Genomic DNA, 15,880 nt, shown 5'->3' with positions numbered 1-15,880 from the left:
AAAATTTTACCCCCTGGCATTCATAAAACTTCAACCAGCAATAATGCAAACAACCTGCACAGATAGCATAAATGCAGCGATCCGGCGGCCACCTCACTTCGGGGGAAAATAATGTGCTGACTTAATTTTTACTAAAATTAATTAGGGAATTTCACTTAGCGGATCCACATTTAACCATCCACACTTCCCGATTTCCGAACGTACCCCACCATTAAACAGCCGTAAAGCTACCATGAACTGGAGAAATGTTTAACGGCAATATTCCCGATTGCCAAATAATGAAAACTAGCGGCTGAAAGAAACCTAAGCATTCAGCCAAGTTATAGCCGGAAAATGTCCTCATTTAAAGAAAAGCTATAAATTAGGTCATATTTACACTTTTAACATCTATTGCCGTCTATATTTAATTCACGATTCATTTTAATCGATCTGCTAAATATTTTAAAAGCAAAAGATCTACGATTTCTTACATCGATTATCATCGATTTTAATGTGGTGGTATTCCGGCAAAGTGTCAAAGCCAAAACCGACATCGGAGACTCTGGAAGTCCAAGCGGCAGTGACTGCCGGATATAAGAACGGAATGGCCGGGAGGTCAGCGACAATAAGCTCGTGCGCCTTGTTGTACAAAGCCATCGCTTCTTCTTCAGACTGCGCAGCATCAGCTTGTTTAAGCAGTTCATCAACGTGCGGGTTCGAATACTTGGTGTCGTTCGATACCCCATCAGAAGCGTAGTTATTTTCCAAATAATTACGAATGGATGGGAAATCAGCACGCCAACCGGTGCGATATACGCCATTAAACCGGACGTCATGGTAGTCATACCTGAACCTGGCATGGTCCGAACCCGGTTCCGGGAACGCATTAATGCCCAAGGTTTTCTTGAGTTGCTGCGCAACCTCCGGCCCCCATGCACGATTGTCCCCAGAATCCCAGTTGTAATGCACCGGAACTTCGAAATCAAAGGGATTTATCAAATCCGCTTGTGCCCACAGTTCACGGGCGCGCTCCGGGTCGTAACTTTTCACCCCGATCGATTCGTCCACACCTGGGATTCCCGGGGGCACGAATGAATACGCAGGCACGAACGTACCTTTCAATGTTTCTTTGGCAATCTTGTCCCGATCGATGCTCAAGGAAATCGCTTCACGACGCAATTTTCCTTCCGTCCCCTGAAAATGCGGAGTTTCGGAATGAATGCTGAGCTCCAAAACAGCAGCGCCAGGCTTGTTATAGAATTCAAACTCCTTGTGCGCTTGTTTGATATCAGAACCATTGACGCTATCGAAAACATCGAGGGTGCCGCGTTGCAATTCTTCGAACGGTAGTTTTCGACCGATGAAGAAACTCATTGTCACCCCATCGTTCTCGGGCTTACGGGGGCCGGTATACTCCGGATTCACTCGCAGTTTAAGCGATTGATTGCGCACCCATGTCTCGACCACGTAAGGCCCACTACTAACCGGAGTGAGAGTGAATTTCTGATCCGCCGAAAGCGCAGATGCTGGCTGCGCGGCAAAAACCGGGTGGCTTAATTGCATCAGGAAATCCGGTGTGGGCTGTGACAATTCGATCGTGAAACGAGTGTCGCTCGTTACGGTCAACCCCCGCATCGACGGCGTTTTTTCCGCAAAGCCTGCGATAGGCTGGAAAAACTCCGCATTCAATTCGTCAGTAGCGACAATAAAATTCCACGAATCGACGAAGCTACGGGAAGTAATGCGAGAACCGTCAGAGAACTTTAAACCTGGTCGTAGCTCAACGACATATGTCGTTGGTGACGTCTTTTCGATCGATTTAGCCAGATCCATAGCGACATTATTATCGGTGTCTAAATGCACCAAGCCGGAAGAGATCATCTTCAAAATTCGGAAGCCCGCCGCATCACGAGTCATTCCTGGCGTAACGCGCGCCTCCGGTTCTTCACCATTAACCTGGACAACACACGGATCAATGTCCGGTTCAAACACCGAGCAGGCAGTCAATAACGAAGCACTTGTTGCAACTGCGGTTACTACCGCTACAGTCTGTAAATACTTACGCATGGTTCACCAAGCTAAAACAGCGCGTTTGCCATTTGCGCGCGGGCCTTGAGAACGCGGGCGTCGGCGGCGTCGAAAAGCGCAAATAGTTCCAATAATCTATCGCGAATGCGCGCCTTCTCCTCAGGAATCTGGGTCAGTGCTGTAATCAGCCACCCGAATGCTCCTTCCGCATCCCCCATTGCGATCAAGGCGTCAGCTGCTGCGAAAACCCGCTCGATATTGTGCGGTTCTGCATCCGCTGCTGCGATCGGATCGGTATCGCGATCGGCCTGCTGCAGCCGCAATAGCAATCGGGCGTTATCGCGCGCAGCTTGTGCCTCGGCATTTTTCGGTTCATGTGCAAGGATCGACTCGTATACCTCAATCGCTCCCGCAAAATCACCAGCGCCTAGCATCTCCGTCGCTGGAGCGAAACGCGGATCCTCCGGTGATTCCGAACCGTCGGAAGGCTCAGCTGCTGCGGGCAGTCCCGGAAGCTGACCAGCAACGGCAGCAACAACGGCATCAGTCCATTGCTGCAACGCGGCTGTCGGTTGCCCGCCTTCAAAATTTGCGATCGGTTGTCCCGCCGCCAAAGCCACAACGGTTGGCAGCCCTGATATTCCGAACATCTGCGCTACCTGCGGCGTCGCATCGGCGTCGATATAGCGAAACACGAACGCACCACCAGCATTGTTCGCCAATACACTAAAATCCGCTTGTAATTGCTCTGAATCTGGGCTGCGCGGGGTGCCAATCAACACAATGACAGGCACTTGGGCAGAACGTTTGATTAGCTCGTCCTCGACGTTTTCCATCGTTAATGTTGCTACGAGCTCTACCCCACCCCCAGCGGCACCGCTGCTCTTCGCTGCGGCCTGCGCTTCTGCCTGGGCACGCGCCTCTGCCCGGGCTTTTACTTCTCCCAAATCGATGGCACCAGCGACGAAACGGTTAGGGGTGGAATTAGGAAGAGTCACAAACGATCCTTTTATCAATCGAACTATTACGTGCGGGAAAGAAGTTTTCTATAGTGGCAGAATACCCAAAACCAAGCGCCACTACACTATTTATTTCTCGAAACCAGAAAGGTGGCGCTCCACGGATTCCACTTTGCCGCGTAATTGCCCCGAAACGCCAGGGCGAATATCCGCTTTAAGGACTAACCCCACCCGCGGTGACACCGCCAGTACCGCCTCCGTAGCAGCCTTTACCACCGCCATAACTTCGTCCCACTCCCCTTCAATCAGGGTAAACATCGCATTAGTCTCATTGGGTAGACCAGACTCACGCACAATTTTCACTGCAGCGGCGACGGCCTCGCTCATTTCGGCTTCGGCATTGGGAACTTCTGTGGGGGCGACGGAAAAAGCAACGATCATGGTTTTTGATTGTATCTGGTTCTGCCCATGGTGCGTTCTGGGGTAAGGAATACCAAGCTTTTTATCTCGATAATTCGGCAGCTATGAATATTTGAGATTTTTCACAGCTCTACGGTAAGCATATCCGCCTGCGCACTACTACTATGGCGATTATGAGTCATGACATTTCTGCAATTGAAATCCCCCACGAACTTGTCATTTGTTTAGATCACGTCGGTATCGCCGTCCCTGATCTTGATGCTGCGATCGAGTTCTACCGCTCCGCTTTTGGTTGGGTCAACCACCACCAAGAAACCAACGAGGAACAAGGCGTGGTTGAAGCGATGATCGGGCCGAAAAACCTCGGCACCACGGACGGCATGATTCAGCTGCTAGCACCCCTAAATGAAGAATCAACCATCGCTAAGTTCATCGAGAAGAAGGGCCCAGGCCTGCAGCAAATGTGCCTGCGCACCTCTGATATTGACGCACTGTCCGAGCACTTGAAAGAACAAGGCGTTCGACTGCTCTACCCAGCACCAAAGGTCGGTACCGGCGGAGCAAAGATCAACTTTGTACATCCTAAAGATGCAGGCGGCGTGCTTCTCGAAATCACCCAACCTGTCGCCTAATAGTTAGAAAAGTTCCTTGGGCTTCTTCGGAAGAATTCCAAGGAACTTTTTGTTGTGCTTATCGACGCTCCCAACACGGCGAATGCCAATGCCTCCGGTCCTCAGCACCGCGGCCATAATCCTTCGGCCAAGCCACCACATGAGCAATCCCCGGCGGAATATTCTGGTTGCACCCCGGGCACACGTAAAATTTCACCGCAGCATGGCTGCCAATCCGCCGGACTAAGAACGTAGCGCCATTCGTCCAGCTCGGACCAATCACCTCACGAACCCCTAGGTAGCTGGCACCATCTGCTGGTAATGTCCGTGCGGTCTCTTCCCGACGTCGATTCTTTCGCGCCATCTAAAACAACCGCAATTCCGTCGACTCGATTCCCCGCAGCGAATCGTAATCCAAGACAACGCAACGGATACCACGGTCCTCCGCCAATGTGCGTGCTTGAGGTTTAATCTCCTGGGCAGCGAAAATCCCCTCCACCGGAGCCAGGAGAAGATCGCGATTTAACAATTCCAGATACCGACTCAATTGCTCGACGCCATCTATCCCACCTCGCCGCTTGACCTCGACGGCAATGGTGCCACCCCCACCATCACGACAAAGAATGTCCACCGGTCCGATTGGAGTCGGGTACTCGCGTCTAATCAGGTCATATCCTTCACCGAGCGTTTCAATATGCTCCGCCAAGAGTTCTTGAAGATGTGCCTCTACGCCGTCCTTGACCAGACCAGGGTCTTCGCCCAGATCATAGGATAGATCGGAATGGATGGCTTCCAGAGTTATCCGTAACTGCTCGCCTTTCTTATTCTCAACTATCCAAAAGGCAGCCATTTCTTCCGAACCGCCTGAATTCTCTGGACGATCAAGCTCCGTCAACGTGCACGGCGGCGTCATCCAATTCAACGGCTTATAGGCACGATCATCGGCGTGGATGGACACTGAGCCATCCGCTTTCACCATCAATAACCGATCGGCCGACGGCAGGTGCGCTTCCAGGCGACCCACGTAATCAACGGAACATCTAGCAATAACAAGGCGCATGCTGAACAAGCGTAGTCGAATTACAACCAGTGTTAGTGATTCTTGTGACGCATTCGGCGTTTTAACTCGCTCGGGCTGATCTTATCGGTGCGTGAATCCGGTGCCGCCTCCACCCATGAGACAAAAGCCATACGGCCGTGGGTGGACATTTGTGCTTCGTACTCCACCCCGTTGTGACTAAACATGGTGATAGGGGTATCAAACGGTACAAAGGGGGCTTCGTGTTCTTTTAAGTCTCGTTGACCATTCAGTTCAACCTCATAACGGTCGAAAACTGCGTCGGCGGCTGGGCTTAAGGACCTAATCTGATAAAACTTCACTTCTTTACCGGCATAGCGCAATAATCCATTGCGCCAACCATGATTGCCTTCGGCTGGCATGCGACGCATAATCACCGGAATTCCGCTTGAGCGAATTCGAAAAAACCGATAAGCCCCCAACCCCACGACGACGAGCAAAACCGCAGTCAACCCCCAATACGCTGCTGTAACCCACATGACGGTTGACATTCACTACACCCCTCACACCGCTGGATTTTTGTCGCCCACTCACACGCTTTTACACAAAACGAGACTGGAGTTTTTAAGGTTGCTCGTATATCCGCAAAGTTTACTCCGCAAATCAATTGCACGAAAAATCCCGATTATATTGATAGCCCAATATCCGTCAAAGGAATGACCCCCATTTCCACCACCCGTTAGGGTTGTGTGGAAATGGGGGTCAATCTAAACCGCTGGCCGAAGTTCAAAGTCTCAAGGAAATGAGACTTTAAGACTCCGCGCTCCTGCGGACTGCCTTTAGCTCAGCCTCAGCACGTGCTCGGATATCCTCATCGCTATCCTGCAGCAGCGACTCAGCCTGCGAGGCATCAACCTCATCAGCCCAGATCGCGTAATCCGCCAGGATAGTGACTTTTTCCTTATCGACGGAGAGATACCCGCCTTGCACTGCGGCAACCAGCTTGTCACCTTCGGTCGGGCGAATAGTCACGACGCCATTCTCGACAAGTTTACCGAGCAATGGCTCATGGCCAGGCAGCACACCGATCTCACCTTCGGTGGTTTGTGCGGTAACGATCGTGGCCTTACCCGACCACAACATACGCTCCACCGAAACCAGTTCAACGGTGACGTCAGCCATGTGCTCGCCTCCCCTACTTTTCGGTCATCTTCTTGTATGCAGCTTCAACATCGTCCAGGCCACCCAAGCCGTTGAAGGCCTGCTCTGGGTAGTGGTCGAAGTCGCCGTTGCAGATGCGCTCGAAAGCGTCGATGGTGTGGCTCAATGGAACATAGGAACCTGGGATACCCGTGAACTTCTCCGCCACGAAGAAGTTCTGGCCCAAGAACCGCTCTAGGCGACGAGCGCGCTGAACGGTGATCTTATCCTCTTCGGACAGTTCGTCCATACCGAGGATGGCGATGATGTCCTGAAGTTCCTTATTCTTCTGCAGAATGTGGATGACTCGCTGAGCCACTTCGTAGTGACGCTCACCAACGATGCTTGGTTCGAGAATACGAGAAGTGGAGGTCAGTGGGTTCACAGCTGGGTAAATACCCTTCGATGCGATGCCACGGTCCAATTCGGTAGTCGCGTCCAAGTGAGCGAAGGTGGTTGCTGGAGCAGGGTCGGTGTAGTCGTCAGCAGGGACGTACACGGCCTGCAGCGAGGTAATCGACTTACCCTTGGTGGAGGTAATACGCTCCTGGAGGATACCCATTTCGTCAGCCAGGGTTGGCTGGTAACCCACAGCAGAAGGCATACGGCCGAGAAGGGTCGAAACCTCAGAACCTGCCTGGGTGAAACGGAAGATGTTGTCGATGAACAGAAGCACGTCCTGGTGCTGGACATCGCGGAAGTACTCCGCCATGGTCAAACCGGACAGCGCGACGCGCATACGGACTCCTGGTGGCTCGTCCATCTGGCCGAAGACGAGGGCGGTATCCTGAAGCACGCCCATCTCTTCCATTTCGAGGAAGAGGTCGGTACCTTCACGGGTACGCTCACCCACACCAGCGAACACGGAAGTACCGGAGAATTCGCGGGCGATACGGGTAATCATCTCCTGGATAAGAACGGTCTTACCCACACCAGCACCACCGAAGAGACCGATCTTACCGCCCTTAACGTAAGGGGTAAGCAAGTCGATAACCTTAATGCCGGTTTCGAGGATTTCGGTCTTACCTTCGAGCTGGTCGAATGGTGGTGGATCGCGGTGGATGCCCCACTGCTCACCGTCGCGGCCCAAACCTGGCTCGTCCAAGCAATCCCCCAATGCGTTGAAGACGTGGCCTTTAACAACGTCACCAACTGGCACAGAGATTGGCTTGCCGGAATCAGTTACAACAGCACCACGGACAAGACCGTCGGTAGGTGCCATCGAAATGGTACGCACGAGGTTATCGCCCAAGTGCTGAGCAACCTCAAGGGTAATGGTCTTAGCGACTGCTTCGAGGGTGACCTCGACAGTCAGCGCGTTGTACAGGGCCGGTAGCTCGCCGCGCGGGAACTCCACGTCGACGACCGGACCGATGACGCGCACGACGCGGCCGGCAACAGCCTGCTGCGTGTTCTGCTCTGTAAGAGCTGTGGTCATAATCTAGTCACTTTCTCCGCTTTCGGCGAGCGCACCAGCGCCACCGACGATCTCTGTGATTTCCTGGGTGATCTGTGCCTGACGCGCCTGGTTAGCCACACGACTTAAGTCCTTGACCAATTCAGTAGCGTTGTCAGTAGCAGACTTCATCGCGTTACGACGAGAAGCCGATTCCGAAGCCGAAGCTTCAAGGAACATTGCGAACAAGGTGCGCGACACATACTGCGGAAGCAATGTTTCCATCAAGGTGTCTGCATCTGGTTCAAACTCATAATCTGGCTCAGGCTCGCCGACATTATCCAAAATGCCTTCGCCTTGCGGGATTTCCTCGATCTCCACAACCGGCACGATTGGCAGAAGCTGGTGAGCACGTGGGGTTTGGGTCAGCATAGATTCGAATTCGGTGTACACGATGTGTACAGAATCGAAACCTTGAACTGATTCGCCTTCCTCAGAATTGAGACCCTCGCGATACTTCGCGGTGCCATCAGAACCAGCCAGGAAGCCATCAATGAGGTGCCGACGAACTGCGTGAGTACCAGCCCATGTTGGATCTTGGGAAAATCCGGTCCATGCACCTGCGTAGTTGCCGCCACGGAAGTTGTAGTAGCCAACGCCCTTGTTGCCCGTAATGTAGCGAACTACTTCGTAACCTTTTTCGGTAAGGAGCTTTTCTAATTCAGCTGCCTTCTTGAAAACGTTGTAGTTGTAGCCGCCACACATGCCACGGTCACTGGAGACAACCAAGATAGCTGCGCGCTTGGCGTTGTCGCGTTCGCGCAACATCGGGTGGTCGAGTGAACTTGCTGAGGCCAGACGTTCCATCACCTTGTGGATTTCGGTGGCGTAGGGTTCAGAAGCTTCCACGCGGGCCTGGGCCTTGGTGATGCGCGAAGTTGCGATCAGCTCCTGAGCCTTTGTGATCTTCTTCGTCGAATTGACCGAACGAATACGGTTACGTAGTTCGCGAAGACTAGCCATATCTTAACGCCTCCTTCCTTTCGTTTGATGGGTCATCTTAGTAAGAACCATTCGTTACTTCTTGACCGTCAGCGTTTGTTTCTTGACCTGCTCAGCAGGCAAGGCATCTACCTCAGCCTCATTGATAACCGGGGTGCCATCGGTGGTCTGGAAGGACCGCTTGAAAGCATCGGTCTGAGCGATGAGTGTGTTCTGTGATTCTTCCGAGAGCTGGGCGCCACCGGCGATTTGCTCATACACCTCTGGGGCAGATGAGTGCAGGTGGTCGTGCAGCTCTGCCTCGAAGCGGCGAATGTCTTCGACGGGAACGTTGTCGAATTCGCCCTCACCCGCAAGCCAGATGGAAATGATCTGGTGTTCGACGGATTGTGGTGAGTTTTCAGCCTGCTTGAGCAGTTCGACCAGGCGAGCGCCGCGGTCGAGCTGTGCCTTGGAGGCTGGGTCGAGGTCGGAAGCGAACGTTGCGAATGCTTCCAAGTCGCGGTAAGCAGCAAGATCCAAACGCAAGGAACCAGAAACCTTCTTCATGCCCTTGGTCTGAGCTGCACCACCAACACGGGACACCGATACACCAACGTTGATAGCTGGGCGGACACCCTGGTTGAACAGGTCGGACTCCAAGAACACCTGACCATCGGTAATAGAAATCACGTTGGTAGGAATGAAGGCGGAAACGTCGTTTGCCTTGGTTTCGATGATCGGCAGTGCGGTCATGGAACCTGCGCCCATGTCGTCGGAAAGCTTTGCAGCACGCTCCAACAAGCGGGAATGCAGGTAGAAGACGTCACCTGGGTAAGCCTCGCGGCCCGGTGGACGACGCAGCAACAGGGAGATAGCACGGTAAGCTTCAGCCTGCTTGGTCAGATCATCGTAAATCACCAGCACGTGGTAGCCCTGGTACATCCAGTGCTGACCCAAAGCTGCACCGGCAAACGGTGCCAGCCACTTGAAGCCAGCGGAATCGGATGCAGGAGCTGCAACGATGGTGGTGTATTCCAGCGCGCCGTGCTCTTCTAAAGTCTTACGCACTGCGGCAATGGTGGAACCCTTCTGGCCGATAGCCACGTAGATGCAGCGCACCTGCTTGGTCTTATCGCCGGTTTCCCAGTTTGCCTTTTGGTTCAAGATGGTGTCGATGCAGACAGCGGTCTTACCGGTCTTGCGGTCACCAATGATCAACTGACGCTGACCACGACCAATTGGGGTCATGGCGTCAATAGCCTTGATGCCGGTCTGCATTGGCTCACCAACTGGCTGGCGCTGCAGAACGGAAGGTGCCTGCAGTTCGAGGACACGGTCCTCTTCAGCTTCGATGGCACCCAGGCCGTCGATAGGCTGACCCAGTGGGTTGATGACGCGGCCGAGGAACTTGTCGCCGACCGGGATGGAGAGAACGTCGCCAGTCCTCTTTACTTCATCGCCTTCTTTAAGTGTCTCGTAGTTACCCAGGACCACGACGCCGACGCGGTCGGTGTCAAGGTTCTGTGCGACGCCGATAACGCCGCCTGGGAACTCGAGCAGCTCATTTGCCATTACAGATGGAAGACCAGATACCTGGGCAATACCATCAGCGGTGGAAATGACCACGCCGACCTCCTCACGGGAGGCCTCCGCGGAGTAGCTCGAGGTGTAGTTCGCAATCGCGCTACGGATCTCATCGGAGGAGATCGTAAGCTCCGCCATGTTCTTCCTGCTCTCGGTAGTTTATTCCAGCAATTACTTCGTTTATTTAAAAAGTCGTGTCTTAGACGAGGTTAGCGCGCAGCCGCTCGAGTTTGCCCGAGGTGCTGCCGTCAATCAATTCGTCGCCAACGCGGATAACCATGCCACCGAGGAGGCTGGGATCAACCTCAGAGTGGATGGACATCGCACGACCATAGATGCGCTCTAGCTTCGTTGCCAGTGCCTGGTTCTGTGTGTCATTGAGCGGCGCTGCAGAGACAACGTAGGCGACTTCACAGTCCCGCAAGGATGCTGCGAACTGCGACAGTGCGTCAATGTCGTCTATTGCGTTGTTTTCTGGGCGGCCAATAACTTGAAGTGCGAGGGCTTCTGTCACCGCAGTGACCTTGCCGTACAGCACCTTCGCCAACAGGTCGCGCTTAGCGGCACGATCCGCACTGCGGTCGTCGAGACGCAAAGTCAATTGTGGTTCCTTGTCTAGGAGCCGAGATAGCCGGAAGAGTTCTTCCTCTACCTGCATGAGTTGACCTTGTTTGTCTGCGGACCGCAGGAGTGCGCGGCGTCCCAATTCCACTAAACCTGCACGGAATTCCCGTGGGGTGGACCACACTTGACGAGCTGCAACGATAAGCAACTCGAGAGTGAATTGGGAAACCTTACCGGCGAACACAGCAGAAACCAGACCGGAACGTTGTTCGGATTTAAGCGCGGAATCTGCGACTGCGATCCGCAAGGTGCGGTCACCGTCGAGAGTGTCCACGATGCTGAACAGTTCGCTGCCAGTCTGGGCGGCAACAGCTACGGCGTTACCTGACTCGTACAGTGACTTGTCGAGGTATTCAGATACATACGCCAATGCGTCGCGGCTTGCTGCGTGCATGGTGCCTACTTTCCTGCTGGGGCTACGGTGTCGAGTTCGGCCAAGAAGCGATCAATAGTGCCGGAACGTTTGACGTCCTCTGACAGCTGCTCGCCCATGAGGCGTTCAGCCAAATTGATAGCGTTCTGTCCCATCTCGCGGCGAAGCTCTTCGACAACCAGCTCACGTTGTGCTGCCAATTGCTTCTCACCGGACTCGATGATGCGGGCGCTCTCCTCGGTAGCCTTCGCCTTCAAGTCAGCTTCAATCTGCTTGCCTTTTTGGCGTGCTTCCTCGCGGATCTCTGCTGCTTCAGCGCGGGCTTCAGCGAGCTGAGCATTGTACTTCTCAAGGGCTGCCTTTGCTTCAGCTTGTGCAGCTTCGGCGCGTTGGATGCCGCCCTTGATCCGGTCCTCACGCTCGGTCAGGACTTCCTGGAACTTCGGGAGAACGAGCTTCCAGAAAAGAAGCCCAATAACAACGAGCACAACGAGGGACCAGACGATGTCGTATGCAGCTGGCAGAAGAACATTTGGCTGCTCTTCCAGCGGGAGGGATTCGCCTCCGGCTGCCATAATGTTGATGACGTTCGTCATGAATCTCTTGCTTTCGTGTGTCGTTGGGTATTAGAGGATGAAGCCGGCAGCGAGACCGATGAGGGCAAGAGCCTCAACGAAGGCGATACCTAGGAACATGGTGGTACGCAGCTGGCCAGCCATCTCAGGCTGACGTGCCATACCCTCGAGAGCCTTACCGACGAGGATGCCGATACCCAAACCTGGGCCGATGGTTGCCAGGCCGTAACCTACGGTAGCGATGGAACCGCTGATACCTGCTTGCGCAGCTTCCTGAGCCAGAATGACTTCGTTCATGAGAGTGTCGTTCCCTTTCTAGTTGCCCAACGCATGTGTTGAGCTATGAGTTTTGGTTTGTGTAAGACTTGGTGATCCGATTGGATGCACTTAGGTCAGTGTTCGTCTGCGTGCAGGGACAATTCGATATAGACGGCTACCAGCAGGGCGAAGATGTACGCCTGCAGGAAGATAACCAGCATTTCGAAGAGTGTGAACGCAATGCCCGCAATGATTGTGATAGCGGACATCGAGGTCCAACCGTTGAGCTGCCAGAAGAAGAAGTTTGTAGCAGAAAACAGCAGTACCAAGATGATGTGTCCAACAAGCATGTTTGCCATGAGACGCACGGTCAACGTGGCAGGACGCAAGATGAACGTGGAGAGGAACTCCAGCGGAATGACCAAGATGTGAAGAAGCGGGTTGATATTTGGAACAACCACGGAGCTCTTCACGTACTTGAAAAAGCCATAACGCTTAGCACCTGCGTAAATGAAGGCGATATATCCGACCAGCGCCAGCACTAATGGCATACCAATTCGTGCGTTCGGCGAGATATTGAGAAACGGAATAATCGAAGGCACATTCATGAACAACACGACAAAGAAGATGGTTGCCAAAACCGGCAGGAATCGGCGACCTTCCTTTTTGCCGAGGATTTCTTCAGCAATGTGAATTCGAACGAAATCCAGCATGATTTCGCCAACGTTTTGCAAGCCTGAAGGAACCAGCTTCGGGTTCCGCATTGCAACGAGGAAGAAAATAGCTAGAATCGCTGCCATTAACAGGCGGACGAACATCAGACGGTCGATTGTGAACCAGCCATTCGCCACATCGGCGAACCACAGGGCATCCGGGAAAAATTCGTGTCCGAGCGAGGGTGCGTGGAACTCACCCTTGAAGGACAAAGTTGTAACGCTCAGCGTTCTCTCCCGTGTTCGGGCCGCGACTTTAAGTCAAAAGCCACGGTGCGATGGACGTCTATAAACTCTCTGCGACCACCACGGACTCCGTCGCACATCAGCATGGCGATCACAGGGGACAATTGTCGGAATATCCCACAAGGCTGCGAATATTCCAAATAAACCCACCGATTAGACTAGCAGCCTAAACCCAATATTTCCCACATGTTTCTAGGGGTAATTCACCCCCGATAATCAGCATCTCAATCAACCCCCACTGAACAGGGAAGAACGTCTAATTGTAAGCTTTATCACAAAATCCCGCGGGGGTAGTTTTATTACCCCTAAAACTCCCGTTTTTATGTTTTCGCGGCGCTTGCCGCGCGCATCGTCCTGATTGATCAACCCCATTAAAAGGTATCACTATCTGCGAACCTTCCGTCCCAACCAGATTTCCCACCCCTGCCCGACTCTCCCCTGTTGGGGGCATGAAAGAAAAAATTCCCACCGCACAGCTACACATTGCAAGCTTTATATGGGTGGGATTTAACCAGTAAATAGGATGTCAGTTAACTAATATATGTGACCTTCGAGGTGATAACTCCGTAAACCTCGGTCCCCAACACCACGACCAGCGAAACAACGACCGTGACAAACAATGCAATTGGGTCATAGAAGGTTTTGTCTTTAAGGAAATACAGAACGATAAAGACAACAACAATCTTCAACAACCAGCCGCCCAACACCACCGCACCAGTTACAGAGGCATTCGTCTTAGCGGTAATCAGGACGTTAACGACGGTCAAAAGTACGAAACCACCGCCGATCGCCGCCCCGACGAGCACTCCTAAAATTCCTGGTAAATCCCGGATCGAGCCCCAAATGGCGAGAGAGATGATGGTGATAATGACCAACGCTACCGAGCCAAATTTCAGGGCTCGGAAAAGCGGACGCCGTTGATCGTCGTATGGCGAGTCCGAATCGGTGGTTGATAAAACGTCGTGATCGGAATTGTTGTTGCTGCTAGTCACACCGGGCGATTCTACCCAACCCCCAAAGCTTTGGCTAAACCTTATAGTTACGATTCGCTTTTCGACGTTCGCGGCGGCCGGTGCCGCACCACCTTCATCGTCGGCGGCGGGTTTTCTACCCGTGCGCGTCGAACCGGACCGCTCGTAACGATGGTCGCCACGACGATGGCGATGATAAAGCTTACGGTTGCCACTGTCGGCGGAATGATAGAAAAGCTCACCGCGCCGAACGCCACTACCGAAACCCACAGGTACAAAACGAGCACCACTCGCCGGTGAGTGTGCCCCAACGACAGCAACCTATGATGTAGATGCATCTTGTCCGGGCTAAACGGCGATTTACCGTTCTTTAATCGACGCACCACGGCTAGGAATAGATCAAGCAATGGAACAAACACGGCGGCAAAAACAACGATGATGGGCGACATCAACGCCACCATATCCACTGCACCGTATAAGCCCATATTGATCTTTCCGCTCGCGGATGTAGATGCCGCCGCCAGAAGCAGGCCGATTAGCATCGAACCAGAATCCCCCATGAAGATACGAGCTGGCTCAAAGTTATGGGGTAAAAATCCCGCACAAATCCCCACCAAAGCGGCGGCGATGATTGCCGGTGGATAGGCAGAAACCATTCCGCCTTGGTCGTGCAAAATGGTGAGTGAGAAGATGAGAATTGCTCCACCGGCGATCATTCCCAACCCGGAGGCCAAGCCATCGAGCCCATCAACGAAGTTAATGGCGTTAATCAAGGTGACCGTGAAAAACACCGTGATTAGTACCGACCAGAATTGGTCGAGCAATAACGTGGTTCCGCCGCCAAAGGGCACGAACAACAGGGTCCAATTAAGGCCCAATAAACTCATGACTACAGCGCCGAGGACTTGGCCGATTATTTTGGTCAACGCATCCAACTCAAGAAGATCATCAAGAACGCCGACGATGACAATGACGAAACCACCCCACAGCACCGCATTCATCTCAGGCGTTATCGGCTGAAACCCCCGAGTCAAGGCTGGAAGCTGGTCGGCAAGAAAGACTGCGCCGACAAAGCCGGAAAACATGGCGACTCCACCCAGCCGTGGTTTCGGAATCGAGTGGACGTCTCGTTCCCGAATTTCTCCGACCTGACCAGACCGAACCATGCTGTGTCGCACGAGTCCAGTGGTGAGGTAGGTTAGCGCAGCAGCGACCAGAACTATAAGTCCTAATTCGCGCAGCGGGACGCCCGCAACCCCCGTGCCCATTTATTTCAGGCTTTCTGGGGTTACCTTCAACACACTAGCGATACGATCTGCGGAGATAGCTCCCTCCCGCAGCAGTCGAGGCTGAGGCCCCGAAAGGTCGATGATTGACGAGGCGACTCCTTCTGCGCATTCGCCGCCATCAAGGTAGACGTTGACTGCAGTTCCTAACTGTTGTTTCGCCATCGCCGCGGTCGTTGCTGGTGGTTGGCCCGAGATATTGGCACTCGACACGGCCATAGGGCCAGTCTCCCGTAGGAGTTCGATGGCGACCGGATGCAGCGGCATCCGCAGCATGACAGTGCCATTGGTATCGCCGAGATTCCACATCAGCGATGGTGCTTGCGGCACCACGATGCTGAGTGCGCCAGGCCAAAACGCCTCAATGAGAGTACGAAGTTGCTGGTCATAGGAATGAACAAGACCGCGTGCGGTCTCCCAGCTTCCGACCAGGACAGGCACTGGCATGTCCGGTCCACGTTGTTTGGTATTTAACAGTCGATTCACCGCGTCGTTGTCGAAAGCATCGCAGCCGAGTCCGTAAAGGGTATCGGTTGGCAGAACGACCAGACGACCAGATGTGACCGCCGAAACGGCTTGTTTAATTCCGGCAGCACGAGTGTCAGCGTTGGCGCAGTCGTAGATTCTGCTCACGGTTTAATCTTCCTCCATGTGG

18 protein-coding genes are annotated in these 15,880 nt (G+C 53.4%); 1 reads left to right on the top strand and 17 read right to left on the bottom strand.

Annotation, left to right across the window (positions count from 1 at the left end; translation table 11 throughout):
- Nucleotides 1-456 precede the first annotated feature (456 nt).
- The 3 genes from Q4D85_RS06785 to Q4D85_RS06775 all read right to left on the bottom strand — a co-directional run bounded on the left by Q4D85_RS06785 (nucleotide 457) and on the right by Q4D85_RS06775 (nucleotide 3,407).
- Nucleotides 457-2,046 (bottom strand): ABC transporter substrate-binding protein, encoded by a 1,590-nt coding sequence (locus Q4D85_RS06785; protein WP_303199164.1) that lies wholly within the window; start codon nucleotides 2,044-2,046, stop codon nucleotides 457-459.
- A gap of 11 nt (nucleotides 2,047-2,057) precedes the next feature.
- The gene (locus tag Q4D85_RS06780; protein ID WP_303199163.1) at nucleotides 2,058-3,005 is read right to left on the bottom strand and encodes a tetratricopeptide repeat protein; all 948 of its coding nucleotides are present in this window, start codon (nucleotides 3,003-3,005) and stop codon (nucleotides 2,058-2,060) included.
- A 90-nt stretch (nucleotides 3,006-3,095) separates the two neighbouring features.
- Entirely contained in the window at nucleotides 3,096-3,407 is a 312-nt protein-coding gene (locus Q4D85_RS06775) for an MTH1187 family thiamine-binding protein (RefSeq protein WP_303199161.1), read from the bottom strand.
- A 152-nt stretch (nucleotides 3,408-3,559) separates the two neighbouring features.
- On the opposite strand from Q4D85_RS06775, the gene mce reads away from it, so the two are divergent.
- Complete coding sequence (mce, locus tag Q4D85_RS06770) at nucleotides 3,560-4,018, top strand: methylmalonyl-CoA epimerase (RefSeq protein ID WP_303199160.1); 459 nt, start codon at nucleotides 3,560-3,562, stop codon at nucleotides 4,016-4,018.
- Nucleotides 4,019-4,076: 58 nt separating this feature from the next.
- Here mce and Q4D85_RS06765 read toward each other — a convergent pair whose 3' ends face one another.
- The 14 genes from Q4D85_RS06765 to Q4D85_RS06700 all read right to left on the bottom strand — a co-directional run bounded on the left by Q4D85_RS06765 (nucleotide 4,077) and on the right by Q4D85_RS06700 (nucleotide 15,858).
- A complete protein-coding gene (locus tag Q4D85_RS06765) occupies nucleotides 4,077-4,361 on the bottom strand; it encodes a hypothetical protein (protein WP_303199158.1) in 285 nt (94 codons plus the stop codon).
- Entirely contained in the window at nucleotides 4,362-5,057 is a 696-nt protein-coding gene (gene nucS, locus Q4D85_RS06760; protein ID WP_303199156.1) for an endonuclease NucS, read from the bottom strand.
- Between the two features lie 32 nt (nucleotides 5,058-5,089).
- The gene (locus Q4D85_RS06755; protein WP_303199154.1) at nucleotides 5,090-5,566 is read right to left on the bottom strand and encodes a DUF2550 domain-containing protein; all 477 of its coding nucleotides are present in this window, start codon (nucleotides 5,564-5,566) and stop codon (nucleotides 5,090-5,092) included.
- A 259-nt stretch (nucleotides 5,567-5,825) separates the two neighbouring features.
- Entirely contained in the window at nucleotides 5,826-6,197 is a 372-nt protein-coding gene (locus Q4D85_RS06750; protein ID WP_303199152.1) for a F0F1 ATP synthase subunit epsilon, read from the bottom strand.
- Nucleotides 6,198-6,210: 13 nt separating this feature from the next.
- On the bottom strand, nucleotides 6,211-7,653 hold the full coding sequence (gene atpD, locus Q4D85_RS06745) for a F0F1 ATP synthase subunit beta (protein WP_047261796.1): 1,443 nt from the start codon (nucleotides 7,651-7,653) through the stop codon (nucleotides 6,211-6,213).
- Nucleotides 7,654-7,656: 3 nt separating this feature from the next.
- The gene (locus Q4D85_RS06740; protein WP_303199151.1) at nucleotides 7,657-8,634 is read right to left on the bottom strand and encodes a F0F1 ATP synthase subunit gamma; all 978 of its coding nucleotides are present in this window, start codon (nucleotides 8,632-8,634) and stop codon (nucleotides 7,657-7,659) included.
- Between the two features lie 54 nt (nucleotides 8,635-8,688).
- Nucleotides 8,689-10,317 (bottom strand): F0F1 ATP synthase subunit alpha, encoded by a 1,629-nt coding sequence (atpA, locus tag Q4D85_RS06735; RefSeq protein WP_047261794.1) that lies wholly within the window; start codon nucleotides 10,315-10,317, stop codon nucleotides 8,689-8,691.
- 61 nt (nucleotides 10,318-10,378) lie between these two features.
- Nucleotides 10,379-11,197 carry a F0F1 ATP synthase subunit delta gene (locus tag Q4D85_RS06730; protein ID WP_303199149.1) on the bottom strand — a complete coding sequence of 273 codons (819 nt, stop codon included), beginning with the start codon at nucleotides 11,195-11,197 and terminating at the stop codon, nucleotides 10,379-10,381.
- A 5-nt stretch (nucleotides 11,198-11,202) separates the two neighbouring features.
- Complete coding sequence (locus Q4D85_RS06725) at nucleotides 11,203-11,772, bottom strand: F0F1 ATP synthase subunit B (RefSeq protein ID WP_303199148.1); 570 nt, start codon at nucleotides 11,770-11,772, stop codon at nucleotides 11,203-11,205.
- A 30-nt stretch (nucleotides 11,773-11,802) separates the two neighbouring features.
- Nucleotides 11,803-12,048, bottom strand: a complete 246-nt coding sequence (locus Q4D85_RS06720) for an ATP synthase F0 subunit C (RefSeq protein WP_047261791.1) — start codon at nucleotides 12,046-12,048, stop codon at nucleotides 11,803-11,805.
- Between the two features lie 95 nt (nucleotides 12,049-12,143).
- Nucleotides 12,144-12,935, bottom strand: a complete 792-nt coding sequence (gene atpB / locus Q4D85_RS06715; RefSeq protein ID WP_303199145.1) for a F0F1 ATP synthase subunit A — start codon at nucleotides 12,933-12,935, stop codon at nucleotides 12,144-12,146.
- 563 nt (nucleotides 12,936-13,498) lie between these two features.
- On the bottom strand, nucleotides 13,499-13,960 hold the full coding sequence (locus Q4D85_RS06710; RefSeq protein ID WP_303199144.1) for a hypothetical protein: 462 nt from the start codon (nucleotides 13,958-13,960) through the stop codon (nucleotides 13,499-13,501).
- Nucleotides 13,961-14,007: 47 nt separating this feature from the next.
- Nucleotides 14,008-15,207, bottom strand: a complete 1,200-nt coding sequence (locus Q4D85_RS06705; RefSeq protein ID WP_303199143.1) for an MraY family glycosyltransferase — start codon at nucleotides 15,205-15,207, stop codon at nucleotides 14,008-14,010.
- A complete protein-coding gene (locus Q4D85_RS06700) occupies nucleotides 15,208-15,858 on the bottom strand; it encodes an L-threonylcarbamoyladenylate synthase (RefSeq protein ID WP_303199142.1) in 651 nt (216 codons plus the stop codon). It abuts the gene before it with no gap.
- Nucleotides 15,859-15,880: the final 22 nt, after the last annotated feature.

The organism is Corynebacterium sp., assembly GCF_030532965.1.
Lineage (GTDB): Bacteria > Actinomycetota > Actinomycetes > Mycobacteriales > Mycobacteriaceae > Corynebacterium.
This window is presented reverse-complemented; position numbering and strand designations above follow the sequence as displayed.

Excerpts from the sequence above, each read along its gene's own strand:
- Q4D85_RS06785 (WP_303199164.1), bottom strand. The coding sequence starts at position 2,046 with ATGCGTAAGTATTTACAGACTGTAGCGGTAGTAACCGCAGTTGCAACA.
- Q4D85_RS06775 (WP_303199161.1), bottom strand. The coding sequence starts at position 3,407 with ATGATCGTTGCTTTTTCCGTCGCCCCCACAGAAGTTCCCAATGCCGAA.
- mce (WP_303199160.1), top strand. The coding sequence starts at position 3,560 with ATGAGTCATGACATTTCTGCAATTGAAATCCCCCACGAACTTGTCATT.
- Q4D85_RS06765 (WP_303199158.1), bottom strand. The coding sequence starts at position 4,361 with ATGGCGCGAAAGAATCGACGTCGGGAAGAGACCGCACGGACATTACCA.
- nucS (WP_303199156.1), bottom strand. The coding sequence starts at position 5,057 with ATGCGCCTTGTTATTGCTAGATGTTCCGTTGATTACGTGGGTCGCCTG.
- Q4D85_RS06755 (WP_303199154.1), bottom strand. The coding sequence starts at position 5,566 with ATGTCAACCGTCATGTGGGTTACAGCAGCGTATTGGGGGTTGACTGCG.
- Q4D85_RS06750 (WP_303199152.1), bottom strand. The coding sequence starts at position 6,197 with ATGGCTGACGTCACCGTTGAACTGGTTTCGGTGGAGCGTATGTTGTGG.
- atpD (WP_047261796.1), bottom strand. The coding sequence starts at position 7,653 with ATGACCACAGCTCTTACAGAGCAGAACACGCAGCAGGCTGTTGCCGGC.
- Q4D85_RS06740 (WP_303199151.1), bottom strand. The coding sequence starts at position 8,634 with ATGGCTAGTCTTCGCGAACTACGTAACCGTATTCGTTCGGTCAATTCG.
- atpA (WP_047261794.1), bottom strand. The coding sequence starts at position 10,317 with ATGGCGGAGCTTACGATCTCCTCCGATGAGATCCGTAGCGCGATTGCG.
- Q4D85_RS06730 (WP_303199149.1), bottom strand. The coding sequence starts at position 11,197 with ATGCACGCAGCAAGCCGCGACGCATTGGCGTATGTATCTGAATACCTC.
- Q4D85_RS06725 (WP_303199148.1), bottom strand. The coding sequence starts at position 11,772 with ATGACGAACGTCATCAACATTATGGCAGCCGGAGGCGAATCCCTCCCG.
- Q4D85_RS06720 (WP_047261791.1), bottom strand. The coding sequence starts at position 12,048 with ATGAACGAAGTCATTCTGGCTCAGGAAGCTGCGCAAGCAGGTATCAGC.
- Q4D85_RS06705 (WP_303199143.1), bottom strand. The coding sequence starts at position 15,207 with ATGGGCACGGGGGTTGCGGGCGTCCCGCTGCGCGAATTAGGACTTATA.